Raw genomic sequence first — 12258 nt, forward strand, 5'->3', positions numbered from 1 at the left:
TCGGGCTGCGGGGTCGGAGGCAAGAAGATCTCCGTGGATGAAGGGGGCAACACCAGTTCGATGGGATATAACGCAGGGGCTTCGGCTTTGGCATCACGTCGCCATTTGAACAAGAGGTTTGCATTGATCCCGTGCTCCTGTGCGAGTTTTGAGACGGAGACGCCGGGTTGGTTGGCGGCCTCGACAAGTCGCTGTTTGAATTCTCGTGAGTAATTGGCTCTGCCTTTACGGCTGCCATTGGTACGACTATTGGTGTACACCATCTTTGGTTCCCACTACTTTTTAGTGGGAACTACTTTGTCCACAACTGCCTCCATTCACCAGACGGTAGTGGCCGGACGCTTACGTGTATTGAACGCTTTGGAAAACTCAAATACGACGGAGGGAGCCTGCAACAAAACAGGTTTAGTATTCACACTCGCATCCGCCCCATCATGGACCGAGTGGATGGGCGGGCGTTCAGCCACCAAACGCACAGCACCGTCCCCCTCTCCATGCACATACTCTCGCAACTTGGGATGGAAAAACTCTACTTCGTCTGGAATCGCAGCTTGGACGTTTCTTAGACTGGCTACCTCGTAAACCAGCATGCTTTGGGTTTGTTTATCAAATCGCCCCCGAACCTCAAAAGAAGCGGAGCGTAAAGGTGGAGGGGTAAACTCGAAATCCCAGTGCCGATATCCACTTTGTTCATAGCCATTCAACTTTTGACTACGACCAATGCTTTCGTAAGAGGCTCGAGCATCTGGGTCGATCAAGATCCAGCTCAATAAACGCCGCGATTCATAATCATCCAGAGACTTAAGTGGATAGCTAGAGGAGGGTAATACATTCACCCGGGCTACGTTGGGACCAGGATATTCAATCGAAAACTCACTTCTCAGATAATCAGGCTCGAGTGCTGAGCGCGAAAGATAGCCATCGTGTAAGGGAAAGTGCGAACAAGTATCCCACGAACAAAAAATGAAAATTTTAGTCATTTAATATCAATGGGTTACCATTAAATGCTCTCGTGCCATATGACTTATTCGCACCTTCCCTAGTCTGACGGCGCTTACTGCTGAATTCACTGTCGGCGAAGGTGAGCTGATGACTCATGATGAACCCTTTTTCATGGCTCCAGATGACAAACATGATCTCATATCAGGGACTTGTTCGCACCTTCCTTAGCACTCTTACCGTTAGATTCTGTGCGGGTGAGATAACCTTCTTCCTGCAACGACATGGCCACTGCTTCAGTGACCAGTAGCTCGGCATTGGGTTCGAATTTCAGGTGCTTGAGAAACTGGGTGTACGTAAGGGGTTTGCTACTTGGCCGCCTGGTCAGTTGTGCAGCGCTGAGAGGATCGTTTGTGACTCCATTCAGCGACATCACCCGAAACATTTCCAGTTGGCCGATGGTTTTGAGATACCCCAAGAACGTCTGGATAGAGGCGCTGCCGCAATCGGCATCGAAGCGTTTCACAGCATAGAAGGATTTGCCGAGCATCCCAGCTACCCGACTTTGTGTCATGCCCATCTCAGTTCGGGCCTCACACATCCAGGCACTCAGCTCATTGACGACCGTTTGAACATCTTCGTCCTGCATGTATTCTGCTCCACTCACAACGCTCCATCTCATTACTTCCGGTGAGCGTCTTTTAGATGGCAAAGCAGGCGAGCCACCAGCGGCCCGCCTGTTACTTGCTGCGCTAGGTTGTTACCCCCAGGCAGCCATACACCGCTCCCACAGCTTCGCGCCTGCATTACGTCGACCGGCACGATAGAGCGTTAGGGCGTTCTGCGCGTCATTACGTGCTGCTTCCCGTACCGCTTGCTGCTCTTTACTACTCGGTGGTACCCTTCGCTTACTCATTGATGACCTCCTCATCGCTGGGTAACGGCCCCATTGCTGCTCGAACAGCGTTGGGGCTCTCTTTTTAGGGCCGAAGGTGTCTACGCCCCTCCTCTTGCTTGCTTCTCAACTGCCTATGCTCCTGCTTCGGAATTTGCTCTGAGCAAAGGATTCGATCTCGCCTTCACAAAAGCTCACCGGCAGGTCTAAGCCGTTCAGTAGCAACAATTCTGAGTCCTTGTGTGCCCTCGCTTGATGGATGGTCATATCGAAGGCTCGATATACCGCGACGGCCGATTTAATCGAGGTGTGATAGGGGCAGCCAATGCGTTCAGCTATATGCACAGTCGCAATCTTCAATGCCACCATGCAGCTCTCCGCAGAGGGCAAGTCCCCGATGGTACGGGCCCCGCGCAAATCAGCGGGGGCCACTTTCAACATGGTGTTCATCAGATCATGGTCGCCTTGCCGTGCAGGAACACCAGACGCTTGCCGTCCTCACGAGGGGCAACCTTCGGCAGGATGGTGTCACCGATCACATAGGCACCGTCCTTCATGTGGAAGTAGGGGTCGGCTGCATTTGCCTTAACCTCTTGGGCGTAGCCCCGCTCTGGGGTGATCAGGTAGACGCCGTACTGGCCAGGCGTGAGCGGCATGACTTCCCCAAACTCCGTGCCACTTGCGGGACGAACCACCTTGACCAGCATTGTGTAGGTGTCGTGAGCCGGGTCAGAGCAGGTAAAATCGAAGTCTTTATACATCGTGCCGGTACAGACGTAATCCTTGAGCGATGGCTTATTCAGGAAGGTTTTAAGCTCCTCGCTATCGTCAGGCTTCGCGACTTGCTTTTGATAATTGGCGTCCAACACACGCACGATTGTTTGGGGAGAACGGTAATCTTCACCAGGATTCAGCTTGGCGGTGAACACGTTTGAGCTTTGCAGAGGATATTCAGCAACCAAACCGGACATGAACCCCAGCCCAATCCCCAGACCTGCCCCACCCAACGAGCCGAGACTCCCGGCCAAATCACTGGATAACAACATTGCATTACTGGTCGAGGTCACCAGGGTATCGAAGCCTTTTGAGTAGCTGTTATCACTCAGCAGATGCGGATACCCGGCATAGGCGGCCACATTAAGCGCCACACTCTTTGTCGGATTCTGAACGAAGGGCTTACCCATGTCTTTGGGCGTAGAGGAACAACCAGCCAGGGTCATGACTGCCAAGGTGGTGACTGCGAAGATCTTTGCTTTCATCGTACTTCCCTCAACCAATGTGTGCTTTATAGAAACACTGTACTTTGACGTTTACCGCCAGTCAACAGCATTTATTGGAATTTGCAAATGGCTGGTCTTGGCATGTATGAACAGTCCACGTTTTCAAGCTGAATGAGGTCTTGGGTCTCTTTGGAAGCGTTTATGAGCTTGTCGCTTTCGTAGCGGTTATTTAGCCGCTCCAAGGTATTATCGCGATCCTGCCCGCCTGCCAGTACATGGCCATTGCCGGTCAACGCTTCGAGTGTCAGGTCATCCTGCCCATCCGGCAGTGCTCCACCAAGGGTGGCCTCAGCGACCCATTCGGTGAGGTCGATTCGCGACCAGTCGAGTTGCTGCATCTGAGCGATGGTGATTCCGCTGCAATCTGTGAGTCCTAGCTGGACAACAGCCTGTTGCATCACGATCCTCGGCAACATCGAGCTGTAGCAGCAGTAGTTTTGTGCTCGTTTGACACACACCTTTTTGATGCCCATGTTTATTTCTTTGAGGCAGTAGGTGTCGCCCACTTTGAAGCAGGCTTTTTCGTGGATCTTGCTGGCTGTTTCCAATTCTTCCGGCTTACAGGAGACAATCATTTGCGCGATCATCATCGTCAGTTTGTAGACGGTGTAGGCGATCATGACGACGCTGAAGGCGGATACGATGGTCGAAGCGAGCGGGGTCAACGCATAGACCCCTGCGTTTTCTGTTATTACCCCCCCGATCACTTCCTTGCCGAGCGCATTGTAAAGCGTCCCCATCACCTTCTGTTCGACTGCAGCTATGATCCCGTCCAGCGCTGTTTCTTTGGCTATCTCTCCCCCGGCTGCCTTTGCCGTTTCGACAGCCACCTCCTGTCCTAGCGAACTCATGACCGTGTTCGATGCGGTGGTCATCATATTACCCACGGCATCCATCGCGCCTGCTGTCAGGTTGCCGATACTGGTACCCACAGAGCTGACACCCTCGTAGATGGCAGTGAAGCTGCTTGACCCTGTGATTTCGGAGGCACTGGTGGCAATTGACTGCCAGTTGGCAGAACGAATGAGGCTAAACCCGGCCATCGCCGCAGACATCATATCGGGACCGACATCAGGCTCCTTGCAACAGTCAACGTCGGTCATGCTGCCCACAATCCCTACCGCCCAGCCGCAATACTTTTCCTCGCCAGGGAAGATCTTGCATTGGGTCGGGTCGGCCACATTGCACTCCCCGTCCGCAGAGATGAAGCTCAGCGCTTGCAACAGACCCGCCACTTGGCCGAAGTCCTTATTGGCCTCGGGGGCTCCGGCATTGCAGTCGGTTCCGATACAGGGCAGCTCGCCGCAGGTATTAGAGGTGTTGGCCACTATCTCGGAGACGGTTTTACCCTCGTCGCAGTCATAGACGATCTCCTCCATGTAACAGGCCCCCGTACCGGCATCAAACCAACCCGGTACGCAATCGCGCTTCTTCTCGATGCACATGGGGTTCATCTTCTGCTCAAGACATCCATCAGGCATGTTCTTGATGTCTTCGTAGTCGAAGCACTGGGTCTGCGCGTCATCAATGCAGAACTTGTTCTTGGCGAGCGGGTCACAGAAGAAACCGTTGGCGTTGGCCTTCCATGTCAGATGGCCGGTATCACCAGGGTAGAGAGGTCCGCCTAAGTTAAGGATGGAGTCCGGTAAACGCTTGGTGCCCTGGTCGGTCGGTACCCACTTATCCATCTGGCAGGTGCCGTCAGAGCGCTGCACCGCATCCCAGCAACCGGCAGGCTTTTGGATGTGGTCATCACGGAAGTTGGCATTGTCAAATTTAATGGTGATCTCGAAGTGGCCTTCACCGCCGTCACCCACCGCCACCCGGTTGTAGAGGTTGATAATACGGTCGCCATCGGTCACCACGCTGTTGCGTACCAGGTTGGTGACGTCGATGTAGCCGCCAATCTTATCGGTACCGCTACCATCCCCTAAGTACCAGCTGGTATTGGTCTCACATCCCCTACCTGCCACCGGGAAGGGGTAAGTCGCCGGATCTCGCATCTGTTTATCAACGTGGTAGAGCAGCGTGGTATCCCCCAGCTTCACTTCCATGTGGTCATCCCACTCCGCTGACGTGATCATCGCCTGCCGAACGACCGCTTCTGCGGAGAACTTCAGGGTGAGAGCGTTACTGAAGATGCCGCAGGAGCCGCCATTCCAATAGTTATCACCCTGCTTACCGATACGGATTTTTACGCAATCCGCCCCGCACACTGACATGGAGCCGTCTCCGCCCTCGATGTAGACCGGCACATGGAGGTCGCGTTCGAGCTGACACGAGGTGAAGTTATCCTTCTTGGGGGAACTACAACGGGCCTCCTTCCAATCGGGGTAATGCGTGTCCTTGGTCGTTGTCCGGGTAATACTTTGACACGACCCTTCAAACAGGCCGCGCTGGTAACGAGCATCATCAACAGCGGTCTTGGCCCCGTTGAACACCGGGTCATCACGGGAGATGTTTTGTGGTTTGTTCTCCCTGTAGGAACTCATGAGGGTGCGATAGACCACGCTATCGCTGGTCTGCCCGCCAGTCTGCGCCCGGCTGATCTCCTGCTTCACCACGTCGATTAGATTGGTTTCATCGTGCGGGTCATAGGTGCTCTTGGCCTCGAACGAACTCTCCGCGTTATTGGCTTCCGAGCCGACAACCGTGCCTACCTGATTGACCGTCGCTGCATTGGTCGGGGTGCTGACGTAATTGCCGTTGGCATCACGGGTGAGCTTCACCCCGCCGTCCTGGGCGTACTTCATGGAGGCATTGTTGCCTGAGACGCCAGGCAGGGTCAGGTTGCCGACACCGTTCCCCCCGGTAGTGGCCTGGTTGTAGGTGTCCTTGTAGGACTGGGTGAAGTCGGTTTTGCTGTAGCCGGTGAGGTTGACGTTATTGCCGACATGGCTCTGGCCCTGATACTTCTCCAGCGACTTGATGACATCTGCCGAGCCACCCACGCCCTTGCCATACTTCTGCTGGATCTCGCTCAGGCGATCCTCTTTTGCGACGTCGTTATCCGGCGTGTTGACCTTGTACTTTGAGTTCAGGCTGTCATAGATGGCGTTTGCTTGCGCCGCCATGGCACGGCCGGGTGACAGGCTGACCGCCAACGTCAGGACAAAAGCCGGGTGGAAAACGAACACCACAAAATAGGTGAAAATGACGCTTAACGACCAGTGCCGCATGGCGCTTCCGTGTGCTATTTGGCCCTGTTCCATTTGCCCCCCAAACTCCATCTTTTAAATCGTGTCTATTGTTGCTATTGTTGCATTTTGTGAAATGATTACCTTGTACTCATGTAGCCGACGCAACAATCGACATAGCGCCAAACGAGGAACACATAGTTCTCTTTGCCCGGTCTGGACCGGCCCCCCTTGAGCGTTGACCACTGGTGTACCGACTCTCCCAGCCGGTGACAGCAATCCTCTGAAGGAATGAAGTTACTGGGGCTGGACGAACCGCCACCCCCCTGGGCAGGCGGCGTAAACAGCGGGCGCGAGTTCTTTGACTCGGGTACTGGGTAGAGCATCGACACACGGTATTGCGAGCGCGGAATGAAGTAGCTATACGACGACTCGCACATCTCCTCCTCCCCCATGGTTTTTTCGGCAAGCCCGCGTCGGTGCAGGGACGCCAGCTGGCGCTGCAGCAGTAGGCTTGAGTTTTGAACCGGGTCGGTGACGCCGTGAATGTTGCCGGTATGCGGGTAGATGAGCCCATCACAGCCCGCGCAAAAATAATTCTTCTCCGACTCAGACTTGAGCGTGGTGGCCACGCAGTCCGCCATGCACCACGCCAGCGCCAGAGGATTGGCGAAAACGACCGATTCAGGGTTCAAGACAAACGTCAGTAGGTCATTGCTCCAGAGCGGATCAATCTCACTCATTGTCAGGAGGTCGAGGTCCATGTGGTTGTCCCCGGCGCAGGAGGGGATCATCAACAGGTTCAACATCTGGAAGATCGGGTACGTGAAGTAGTGCGAGTCCATAAACACTTGGCGTGGCTTATCGGTCTCAGCAGAGGCTCGGTCGCGGCCCACCTCGAAGGAACTATCCTGCAGCTTGATCCCACCGAGGAACGGCGAGCACCAAGGGGTTTTTACCACCTCTTCGACTCGGGCCGGTTGGAAATAGCCAAGCTGCCAGCCAATCTCGGGTACCCCGTTGCTGTCATTGCACATGCAGATTGACTTACTGGGGGCAGCGCCAGCGGGTTTGGGGCCTACGCCCATGATCCGCATTGGCAGCACGCAGGACCAGCATATCTTGTCGATGATGCCCTGCAGGATCTTGCCGTCCTCGCAATCCAAGTTGAAATCCTTGCCGGGCTGCGCGGCCATCACCGACCAAGTGGTGAAGGCGGCTACCCCGCCGCACAGCGCGGCGATGAGCACTGCTCGCACCAGTTTCTTGACCAACCGATCGAGTATTGTCATCGCATCAGCCCCGTCAGGAACGGATTGGTCTGCACCCAGACCGAGATGGTGTCCGCCATATAGGGGTATTTGGTCGCAAAGACCACTCCGGCGAGAAACCCGATTGAGAGGAATATCATTTTCATTGGGTCGCCTCCTGAGCCGCTATGGCGAATTGCTGCACGGCAAACACGGTGCCCGAGGTTTCAATCACGGTGGGGGTTGCCGCTAGGTGGAAGCGCTCTATGAGCTCTTTGGGCAGCAGCCGGGTACGGGTCTGCAGATGCTCGTTGGCCCGACGCATCACATCCCAACCCTGTTCTCGGGTGTAATCGGTGGCCAGCACCATGGTTTGACCGGCGAAGGGATTCTTCTCCCGGTAAGCCTTGGTCCAGTCCAACTCCAGCTGCGACTGCGGGTTGATAACGATCATCCGTAGCGCGGCGTGGGGTTGAGCCAAGGGATTGACGATGGTTCCGGCCTTGGCCAACACATTGCCTTTGGGGTCGACAACGTCCTTCACCACCTTGACGGTAGGATCGATCATCCACCGCTCATCCTTGCTCGCCGGAGGAAGGCTGTGCATCGTCTGGTTGTTCCAGAAGCGAGCCACGGCGGCATCTTGCTTGGCCTTCCAGTCGATGGCCAAGGCCCGCTTTTTCATCTCCTCAACCAGACTCAGTTCTTCAATCTTCCAGGTCGGACCCACCCGTTGGTTCAGGCGCTCGCCCTCTTCCTGCTGGGCCACGGCATCTTCGAAATAGTTGATGTTGATAGAGCCTTCTAGGCGGTGGAAGGAGCCATCCCCCATATCTCGAATGATGGTGGGAACCACGGTCACCCCGTACTTCTCGAAGGCGACCGGATTGAGCAGTACCTGGGGCTCACGGTCTTCGCTGATCCCCGCCTTGCGAGCGATGACACGCAGCTGCCTTGCTGTGTCCGTGATGGTGCCACTGCCCTTGAGCAGGCCGATGAAGGCGACCGGCATCGAGTAGCGAGCTGCCACTTCCAGGGACGCCATGAGGTCTTTGTCCGGCAGGGACATCGAGAGGAACATCATCCCGTTCCCGAGCGCCGCGGCCTTATCCTTGTCGCTGCTACTCACCTTGTCAGCCCCAAGCACAGCGGCGAGGTCGCCCTGCTTCATGTTGCCGAACACCTTACCGATCTGCTGGGTGGTCTGCACGGAGGCGGCCTTACGCATCGCCTCATCGGTGATCTTCTGGGCCTGCTCGTGCTGCTCGTCGGTGATCTGCTCAGCCTGCGTCCGCATCACCAACTTGGTGGGGTCTTTCATGGCTTGCTGCTGAATGGCCTTGGCATTGATGGCCATTTCCCGAGACAGTGCATCCACATCCATCGGTGCCGACGGCTGCTCTTGGGCAAGCACGGGATTACATGACAGTAATAGCCCGGCCAATAACGTTCTTTTCATCTATCGTTCCCCAAAAACGCGAGTCGTAACTGCGGTCGGTATTGCCGATCAGATACAAATGTCCGGCGGGGACGGTAATGGTCTTCATCACCTCGGACTCTGGAATCTTCAATCGCCCTGCTATGCCGTGCAGCGGCACGGGGTAATAGGTCTTTTCGTTGACCCACACGCCATCAAGATCTACCCGGACCTTGTCACCCCCGGTGGCGGCCACAATCTTCATCAACTTTTCGCCCTTCTTGGCGATTTTCAGATCCCGGTCCATCGAGACCGCATAGATGCCTCCCCTGACCACATCCTCTTCCAACTTGCTGACCAGGAAGATCTTGTGGGTCAAGCACCCAGAAAACTTGGGCGATGGCATCCCAATCACAAACAGAGCTTTGAACAGGTAAAAACCCAGTCCTGCCAGGACAACCATCACTGCTATGTCTCTACGTCGGTAGAACGTCAGGTCTCTCGTCATTTAAAAACGCCTATCTCTGACTTTTAAAGCCGATCTCCATCATATTTGTAAAGCGTGATGGGCGCAACGAATCTGGATTAGATCTTGCGAGAGATGAGGTTAAGAGCGTGGCGCGACAAGCGGTGTGTCAATGTCCGTAGAGGACGGAAGAAGTGTCTGCGTTAATTCGGGGGCGTTACGGTATGGAGCTGCCAGAAAGAGTGGCCGGTAGCCCGGCCTTGGAAGGGTTTATACCCGGAAACGGGTGCGAGTGTCCGTGATGGCGTCCCAGGCTCTGCGTACCTCGCCCAGGCTGATTGTCTCTGTGGCGTTGTCCGTCAGGTACTCTGTCACCAACCGCACCAGTTCACGACCATTGACCGCTTGCTGGCGAGACAGAAACTCATCCTCTACTTGCGGTGAGAGCGGCCACTTGCCGGTGGCGTAGCTCGGCCGTCCGAGGGTGCGCGTGCGCTGGAAGCTCTCCAGCACACACCTGCCAATCCTATCCACCCGCGCCCAAATCCAGCGACCATCATCGCGGTCGCAGCGGATCGTGACCTCGTGCTGGACCCCGGTGAGGTCAAGTTCGAGGGAGGTGATCTCCCAGCCTGCTTGAGCCATTGTGCGCTGCAGGGCTCGCAACTGATGGCTGATCGGGTATGGGTTCACAGGGTTCATAATTTGAGTTCCTGACCAGGATGGAGTGGATCGAATGTTTCATTACCCCCATTCACGCCCGCTCGAACCGGCCAGCGACAAATTATTTTCTTCAACTTCAATAGTCCGGGCGCTGCCCTTGTCGATGAAGGTGATATTTTCATGTATCTGGCGACCTTCAACGATCACTTCGAGGTGGAGCGTGCCCTTGTTATCTGTTTCGTGCTCGCAGTGGAATTTAGAAGCTAGTTCTACTCGCTCACCGTCGAGCTCAATAGAATCTCCGCCCGACACACGGTAAAACTCCTCGCCATCAATCCACACCTGCTCCCCGTCCACGATCAGAAGCACGTCTCCTTCTAGCGATCTACCCATCACATCTTCTCCCGTTTGATACCTAGTCTTCGCTGCTGGCCATGGCTTTGATAACCCCGAGAGTCATCTGCACATCGGCCAAGGCCCGGTGCGCCTGACCCTCGATAACGACCCCTTCACGGCGAGCGGCATTGATCAATTTATGCCAGCGATAGCTGCCTCTATAGTCATCCCATTCGTCGGCGTACTCGGCATAAAGGAGCATCGCACACTCAGCTTGCATCTCAATAGGTGGCAAGCCGTATAGCGCGGCAGTGTGCGCCATCACGCGGCGATCGAAAGCGAGGTTGTAGACAATTACCGTCCTGCCGGAAACGGCTTCCGCCACGCGATCGTGGATTTCAGCCCATGTTGGAGCATTCGACACCATTGCGTTGCTGATGCCATGAATAGCGGTGGCATCAGCCGGGATCTTCCGTTTAGGCTTTACCAAGGTATCTATCAACGTTTGGCCGAATTCGTCGACAACACTGATTTCCACCACTTCTGACCAGCTTTCAAGACCAGTTGACTCCACGTCAAGCACCGCAATGGGCCCGCTCAACCATTCTCTTGCCTGTTGTTGTGGTGTCATCTCGGCCTTTCTCCTACTTGCTGATGTGTCGTATCATTCAATTGCTGTCCGTACATTAAAGCCACTAGCGAGCCCGATTGCAATATTAAATACACCTGTAATAATTCACGAATGAACGAGCATAGACCACGGCGCGGCCCGCCTTACAAGCCGGAAAGCGAGAAGCATTCGGATCGCATTGAGCTGAGGGTTACGGCTGAGCAAAAGGAGTGCTACCTGTTGGCAGCTGCGCTGGAAGGCAAGACAGTGTCCGAGTGGTTGAGGGACATTCTCGATGGCCATGCCGAACGCATCATCGGAACGCATCGAGCGGAGTGAATCACTAGGTTCCCTGGATACAGCTCACCTCCGTTGTCCTTGGCGGACACACAGGGCGGTCAGCAGTATTGGGGCGAGTTAACGCCCCTGGTTGTAAGCCTGCTTGAGTAGCACCTCAAGTCGGGTCTGTGCCTCACCCAGCGTGACCCCTTTCGGCAATTTACTCAGGGTGCTCCTTGCGCCAAGGCGAAGACAACCCTTGATCGCCTCCACTTCAACTGGCTGCTTCTCTATCTGACAACTGACCGCCAGCGCGGCGATAAGGTCGCGGTCTTTTGCATCCAGACCGTGGACGTCTGGCCAGAGCAGTTTTACGCGGTCAAGCATACCGAGACTCTGCTCAACTGTTGTGCGATACAGCTTCCCTACCGTCACACCGACCACCAGCACCACCGCCCAGATCGCCAGCTTGCGCATGAACTTCTTGTCCATGCCTTTTACCACACCTGTGACCGCTCCCTTGTCCATCCCCTTCCCTCTTCGTGATATGCCACCCCGTGGCTGTTTGCATGAAAAAAGGGCCTCCCGGTGTCCACCAGCAGGCCCTACACTGTTCCTACGCCATGTCGGCGCTAGATGCACCGCCCCTGCCGGTGGCGATACTCATTCTGCTCCCACCAAGTGGCGACTTCCTTAGCCTCGTTGACGGCCCCCGCTCCTAGCATTAACCAGTAAATCTGATGTACGCCGCCAAGTGCGATGATCTCCCGAAAACGCAGGTGCGACTCACCCAGCCTACTTTTTTGGAAATGATCGTCAAACTCCTGCACGCAGGAATGGAAGTGCTTCATCAAGGTCTCCCCTGATACCACCGCACCTGTTGCCTCCGGGCTCACTTCTTTGACTGCTACTGCCATACATCCACCTTCCATCAGACCTGTGTCCGGCCGGGGTCTCCCCCGGCCTTGTGTTTGCTGATTGGCTTG

General features: G+C 55.3%; 16 protein-coding genes. 1 reads left to right on the forward strand and 15 read right to left on the reverse strand.

What is annotated here, in order from left to right; translation table 11 throughout:
* From HKD46_RS13240 to HKD46_RS13295, 13 genes are all read right to left on the reverse strand, one after another.
* A partial coding sequence (locus tag HKD46_RS13240) for a transposase (RefSeq protein WP_171865520.1) occupies positions 1-263 on the reverse strand: 263 nt, incomplete at its 3' end.
* 54 nt (positions 264-317) lie between these two features.
* Entirely contained in the window at positions 318-980 is a 663-nt protein-coding gene (locus HKD46_RS13245; RefSeq protein WP_235673830.1) for a hypothetical protein, read from the reverse strand.
* A gap of 158 nt (positions 981-1138) precedes the next feature.
* Positions 1139-1588, reverse strand: a complete 450-nt coding sequence (locus tag HKD46_RS13250; protein WP_171865521.1) for a hypothetical protein — start codon at positions 1586-1588, stop codon at positions 1139-1141.
* 372 nt (positions 1589-1960) lie between these two features.
* Positions 1961-2284 (reverse strand): hypothetical protein, encoded by a 324-nt coding sequence (locus HKD46_RS13255; protein WP_171865522.1) that lies wholly within the window; start codon positions 2282-2284, stop codon positions 1961-1963.
* Positions 2284-3093, reverse strand: a complete 810-nt coding sequence (locus HKD46_RS13260; protein WP_171865523.1) for a hypothetical protein — start codon at positions 3091-3093, stop codon at positions 2284-2286. The genes HKD46_RS13255 and HKD46_RS13260 overlap by 1 nt, the downstream gene beginning before the upstream one ends.
* A gap of 71 nt (positions 3094-3164) precedes the next feature.
* Complete coding sequence (gene traN, locus HKD46_RS13265) at positions 3165-6293, reverse strand: conjugal transfer protein TraN (protein ID WP_171865524.1); 3129 nt, start codon at positions 6291-6293, stop codon at positions 3165-3167.
* A 98-nt stretch (positions 6294-6391) separates the two neighbouring features.
* Positions 6392-7543: a TraU family protein gene (locus HKD46_RS13270; protein WP_171865525.1), complete on the reverse strand. Its 1152-nt coding sequence runs from the start codon at positions 7541-7543 to the stop codon at positions 6392-6394.
* On the reverse strand, positions 7540-7668 hold the full coding sequence (locus HKD46_RS21400) for a hypothetical protein (RefSeq protein WP_260395745.1): 129 nt from the start codon (positions 7666-7668) through the stop codon (positions 7540-7542). The genes HKD46_RS13270 and HKD46_RS21400 overlap by 4 nt, the downstream gene beginning before the upstream one ends.
* A complete protein-coding gene (locus HKD46_RS13275; protein WP_171865526.1) occupies positions 7665-8960 on the reverse strand; it encodes a TrbC family F-type conjugative pilus assembly protein in 1296 nt (431 codons plus the stop codon). Before HKD46_RS13275 ends, HKD46_RS21400 begins: the two co-directional genes overlap by 4 nt.
* A complete protein-coding gene (lepB, locus tag HKD46_RS13280; RefSeq protein WP_171865527.1) occupies positions 8920-9426 on the reverse strand; it encodes a signal peptidase I in 507 nt (168 codons plus the stop codon). Before lepB ends, HKD46_RS13275 begins: the two co-directional genes overlap by 41 nt.
* A 228-nt stretch (positions 9427-9654) precedes the next feature.
* Positions 9655-10086, reverse strand: coding sequence for a hypothetical protein (locus tag HKD46_RS13285; protein ID WP_171865528.1), 432 nt, complete (start codon positions 10084-10086; stop codon positions 9655-9657).
* Between the two features lie 42 nt (positions 10087-10128).
* Positions 10129-10440 carry a hypothetical protein gene (locus tag HKD46_RS13290; protein ID WP_114522852.1) on the reverse strand — a complete coding sequence of 104 codons (312 nt, stop codon included), beginning with the start codon at positions 10438-10440 and terminating at the stop codon, positions 10129-10131.
* 22 nt (positions 10441-10462) lie between these two features.
* Positions 10463-11014 (reverse strand): 3'-5' exonuclease, encoded by a 552-nt coding sequence (locus HKD46_RS13295; RefSeq protein WP_114522851.1) that lies wholly within the window; start codon positions 11012-11014, stop codon positions 10463-10465.
* A 111-nt stretch (positions 11015-11125) separates the two neighbouring features.
* Here HKD46_RS13295 and HKD46_RS21635 point away from each other — a divergent pair, with 111 nt between their 5' ends.
* A complete protein-coding gene (locus tag HKD46_RS21635) occupies positions 11126-11332 on the forward strand; it encodes a DUF1778 domain-containing protein (RefSeq protein WP_114522850.1) in 207 nt (68 codons plus the stop codon).
* Positions 11333-11410: 78 nt separating this feature from the next.
* Here HKD46_RS21635 and HKD46_RS13305 read toward each other — a convergent pair whose 3' ends face one another.
* Together HKD46_RS13305 and HKD46_RS13310 are read right to left on the reverse strand one after the other, a co-directional pair.
* Positions 11411-11764 carry a hypothetical protein gene (locus tag HKD46_RS13305; protein WP_147273905.1) on the reverse strand — a complete coding sequence of 118 codons (354 nt, stop codon included), beginning with the start codon at positions 11762-11764 and terminating at the stop codon, positions 11411-11413.
* Between the two features lie 140 nt (positions 11765-11904).
* Positions 11905-12189 (reverse strand): hypothetical protein, encoded by a 285-nt coding sequence (locus tag HKD46_RS13310; protein ID WP_114522848.1) that lies wholly within the window; start codon positions 12187-12189, stop codon positions 11905-11907.
* Positions 12190-12258 lie beyond the last annotated feature (69 nt).

Origin of the sequence: Aeromonas sp. TW 6 (assembly GCF_013168745.1) — a bacterium.
GTDB classification, from domain to species: Bacteria; Pseudomonadota; Gammaproteobacteria; order Enterobacterales; family Aeromonadaceae; genus Aeromonas; species Aeromonas caviae.

Excerpts from the sequence above, each read along its gene's own strand:
- HKD46_RS13245 (WP_235673830.1), bottom strand. The coding sequence starts at position 980 with ATGACTAAAATTTTCATTTTTTGTTCGTGGGATACTTGTTCGCACTTT.
- HKD46_RS13250 (WP_171865521.1), bottom strand. The coding sequence starts at position 1,588 with ATGCAGGACGAAGATGTTCAAACGGTCGTCAATGAGCTGAGTGCCTGG.
- HKD46_RS13255 (WP_171865522.1), bottom strand. The coding sequence starts at position 2,284 with ATGAACACCATGTTGAAAGTGGCCCCCGCTGATTTGCGCGGGGCCCGT.
- HKD46_RS13260 (WP_171865523.1), bottom strand. The coding sequence starts at position 3,093 with ATGAAAGCAAAGATCTTCGCAGTCACCACCTTGGCAGTCATGACCCTG.
- traN (WP_171865524.1), bottom strand. The coding sequence starts at position 6,293 with ATGCGGCACTGGTCGTTAAGCGTCATTTTCACCTATTTTGTGGTGTTC.
- HKD46_RS13270 (WP_171865525.1), bottom strand. The coding sequence starts at position 7,543 with ATGACAATACTCGATCGGTTGGTCAAGAAACTGGTGCGAGCAGTGCTC.
- HKD46_RS21400 (WP_260395745.1), bottom strand. The coding sequence starts at position 7,668 with ATGAAAATGATATTCCTCTCAATCGGGTTTCTCGCCGGAGTGGTCTTT.
- HKD46_RS13275 (WP_171865526.1), bottom strand. The coding sequence starts at position 8,960 with ATGAAAAGAACGTTATTGGCCGGGCTATTACTGTCATGTAATCCCGTG.
- lepB (WP_171865527.1), bottom strand. The coding sequence starts at position 9,426 with ATGACGAGAGACCTGACGTTCTACCGACGTAGAGACATAGCAGTGATG.
- HKD46_RS13285 (WP_171865528.1), bottom strand. The coding sequence starts at position 10,086 with ATGAACCCTGTGAACCCATACCCGATCAGCCATCAGTTGCGAGCCCTG.
- HKD46_RS13290 (WP_114522852.1), bottom strand. The coding sequence starts at position 10,440 with ATGGGTAGATCGCTAGAAGGAGACGTGCTTCTGATCGTGGACGGGGAG.
- HKD46_RS13295 (WP_114522851.1), bottom strand. The coding sequence starts at position 11,014 with ATGACACCACAACAACAGGCAAGAGAATGGTTGAGCGGGCCCATTGCG.
- HKD46_RS21635 (WP_114522850.1), top strand. The coding sequence starts at position 11,126 with ATGAACGAGCATAGACCACGGCGCGGCCCGCCTTACAAGCCGGAAAGC.
- HKD46_RS13305 (WP_147273905.1), bottom strand. The coding sequence starts at position 11,764 with ATGGACAAGAAGTTCATGCGCAAGCTGGCGATCTGGGCGGTGGTGCTG.
- HKD46_RS13310 (WP_114522848.1), bottom strand. The coding sequence starts at position 12,189 with ATGGCAGTAGCAGTCAAAGAAGTGAGCCCGGAGGCAACAGGTGCGGTG.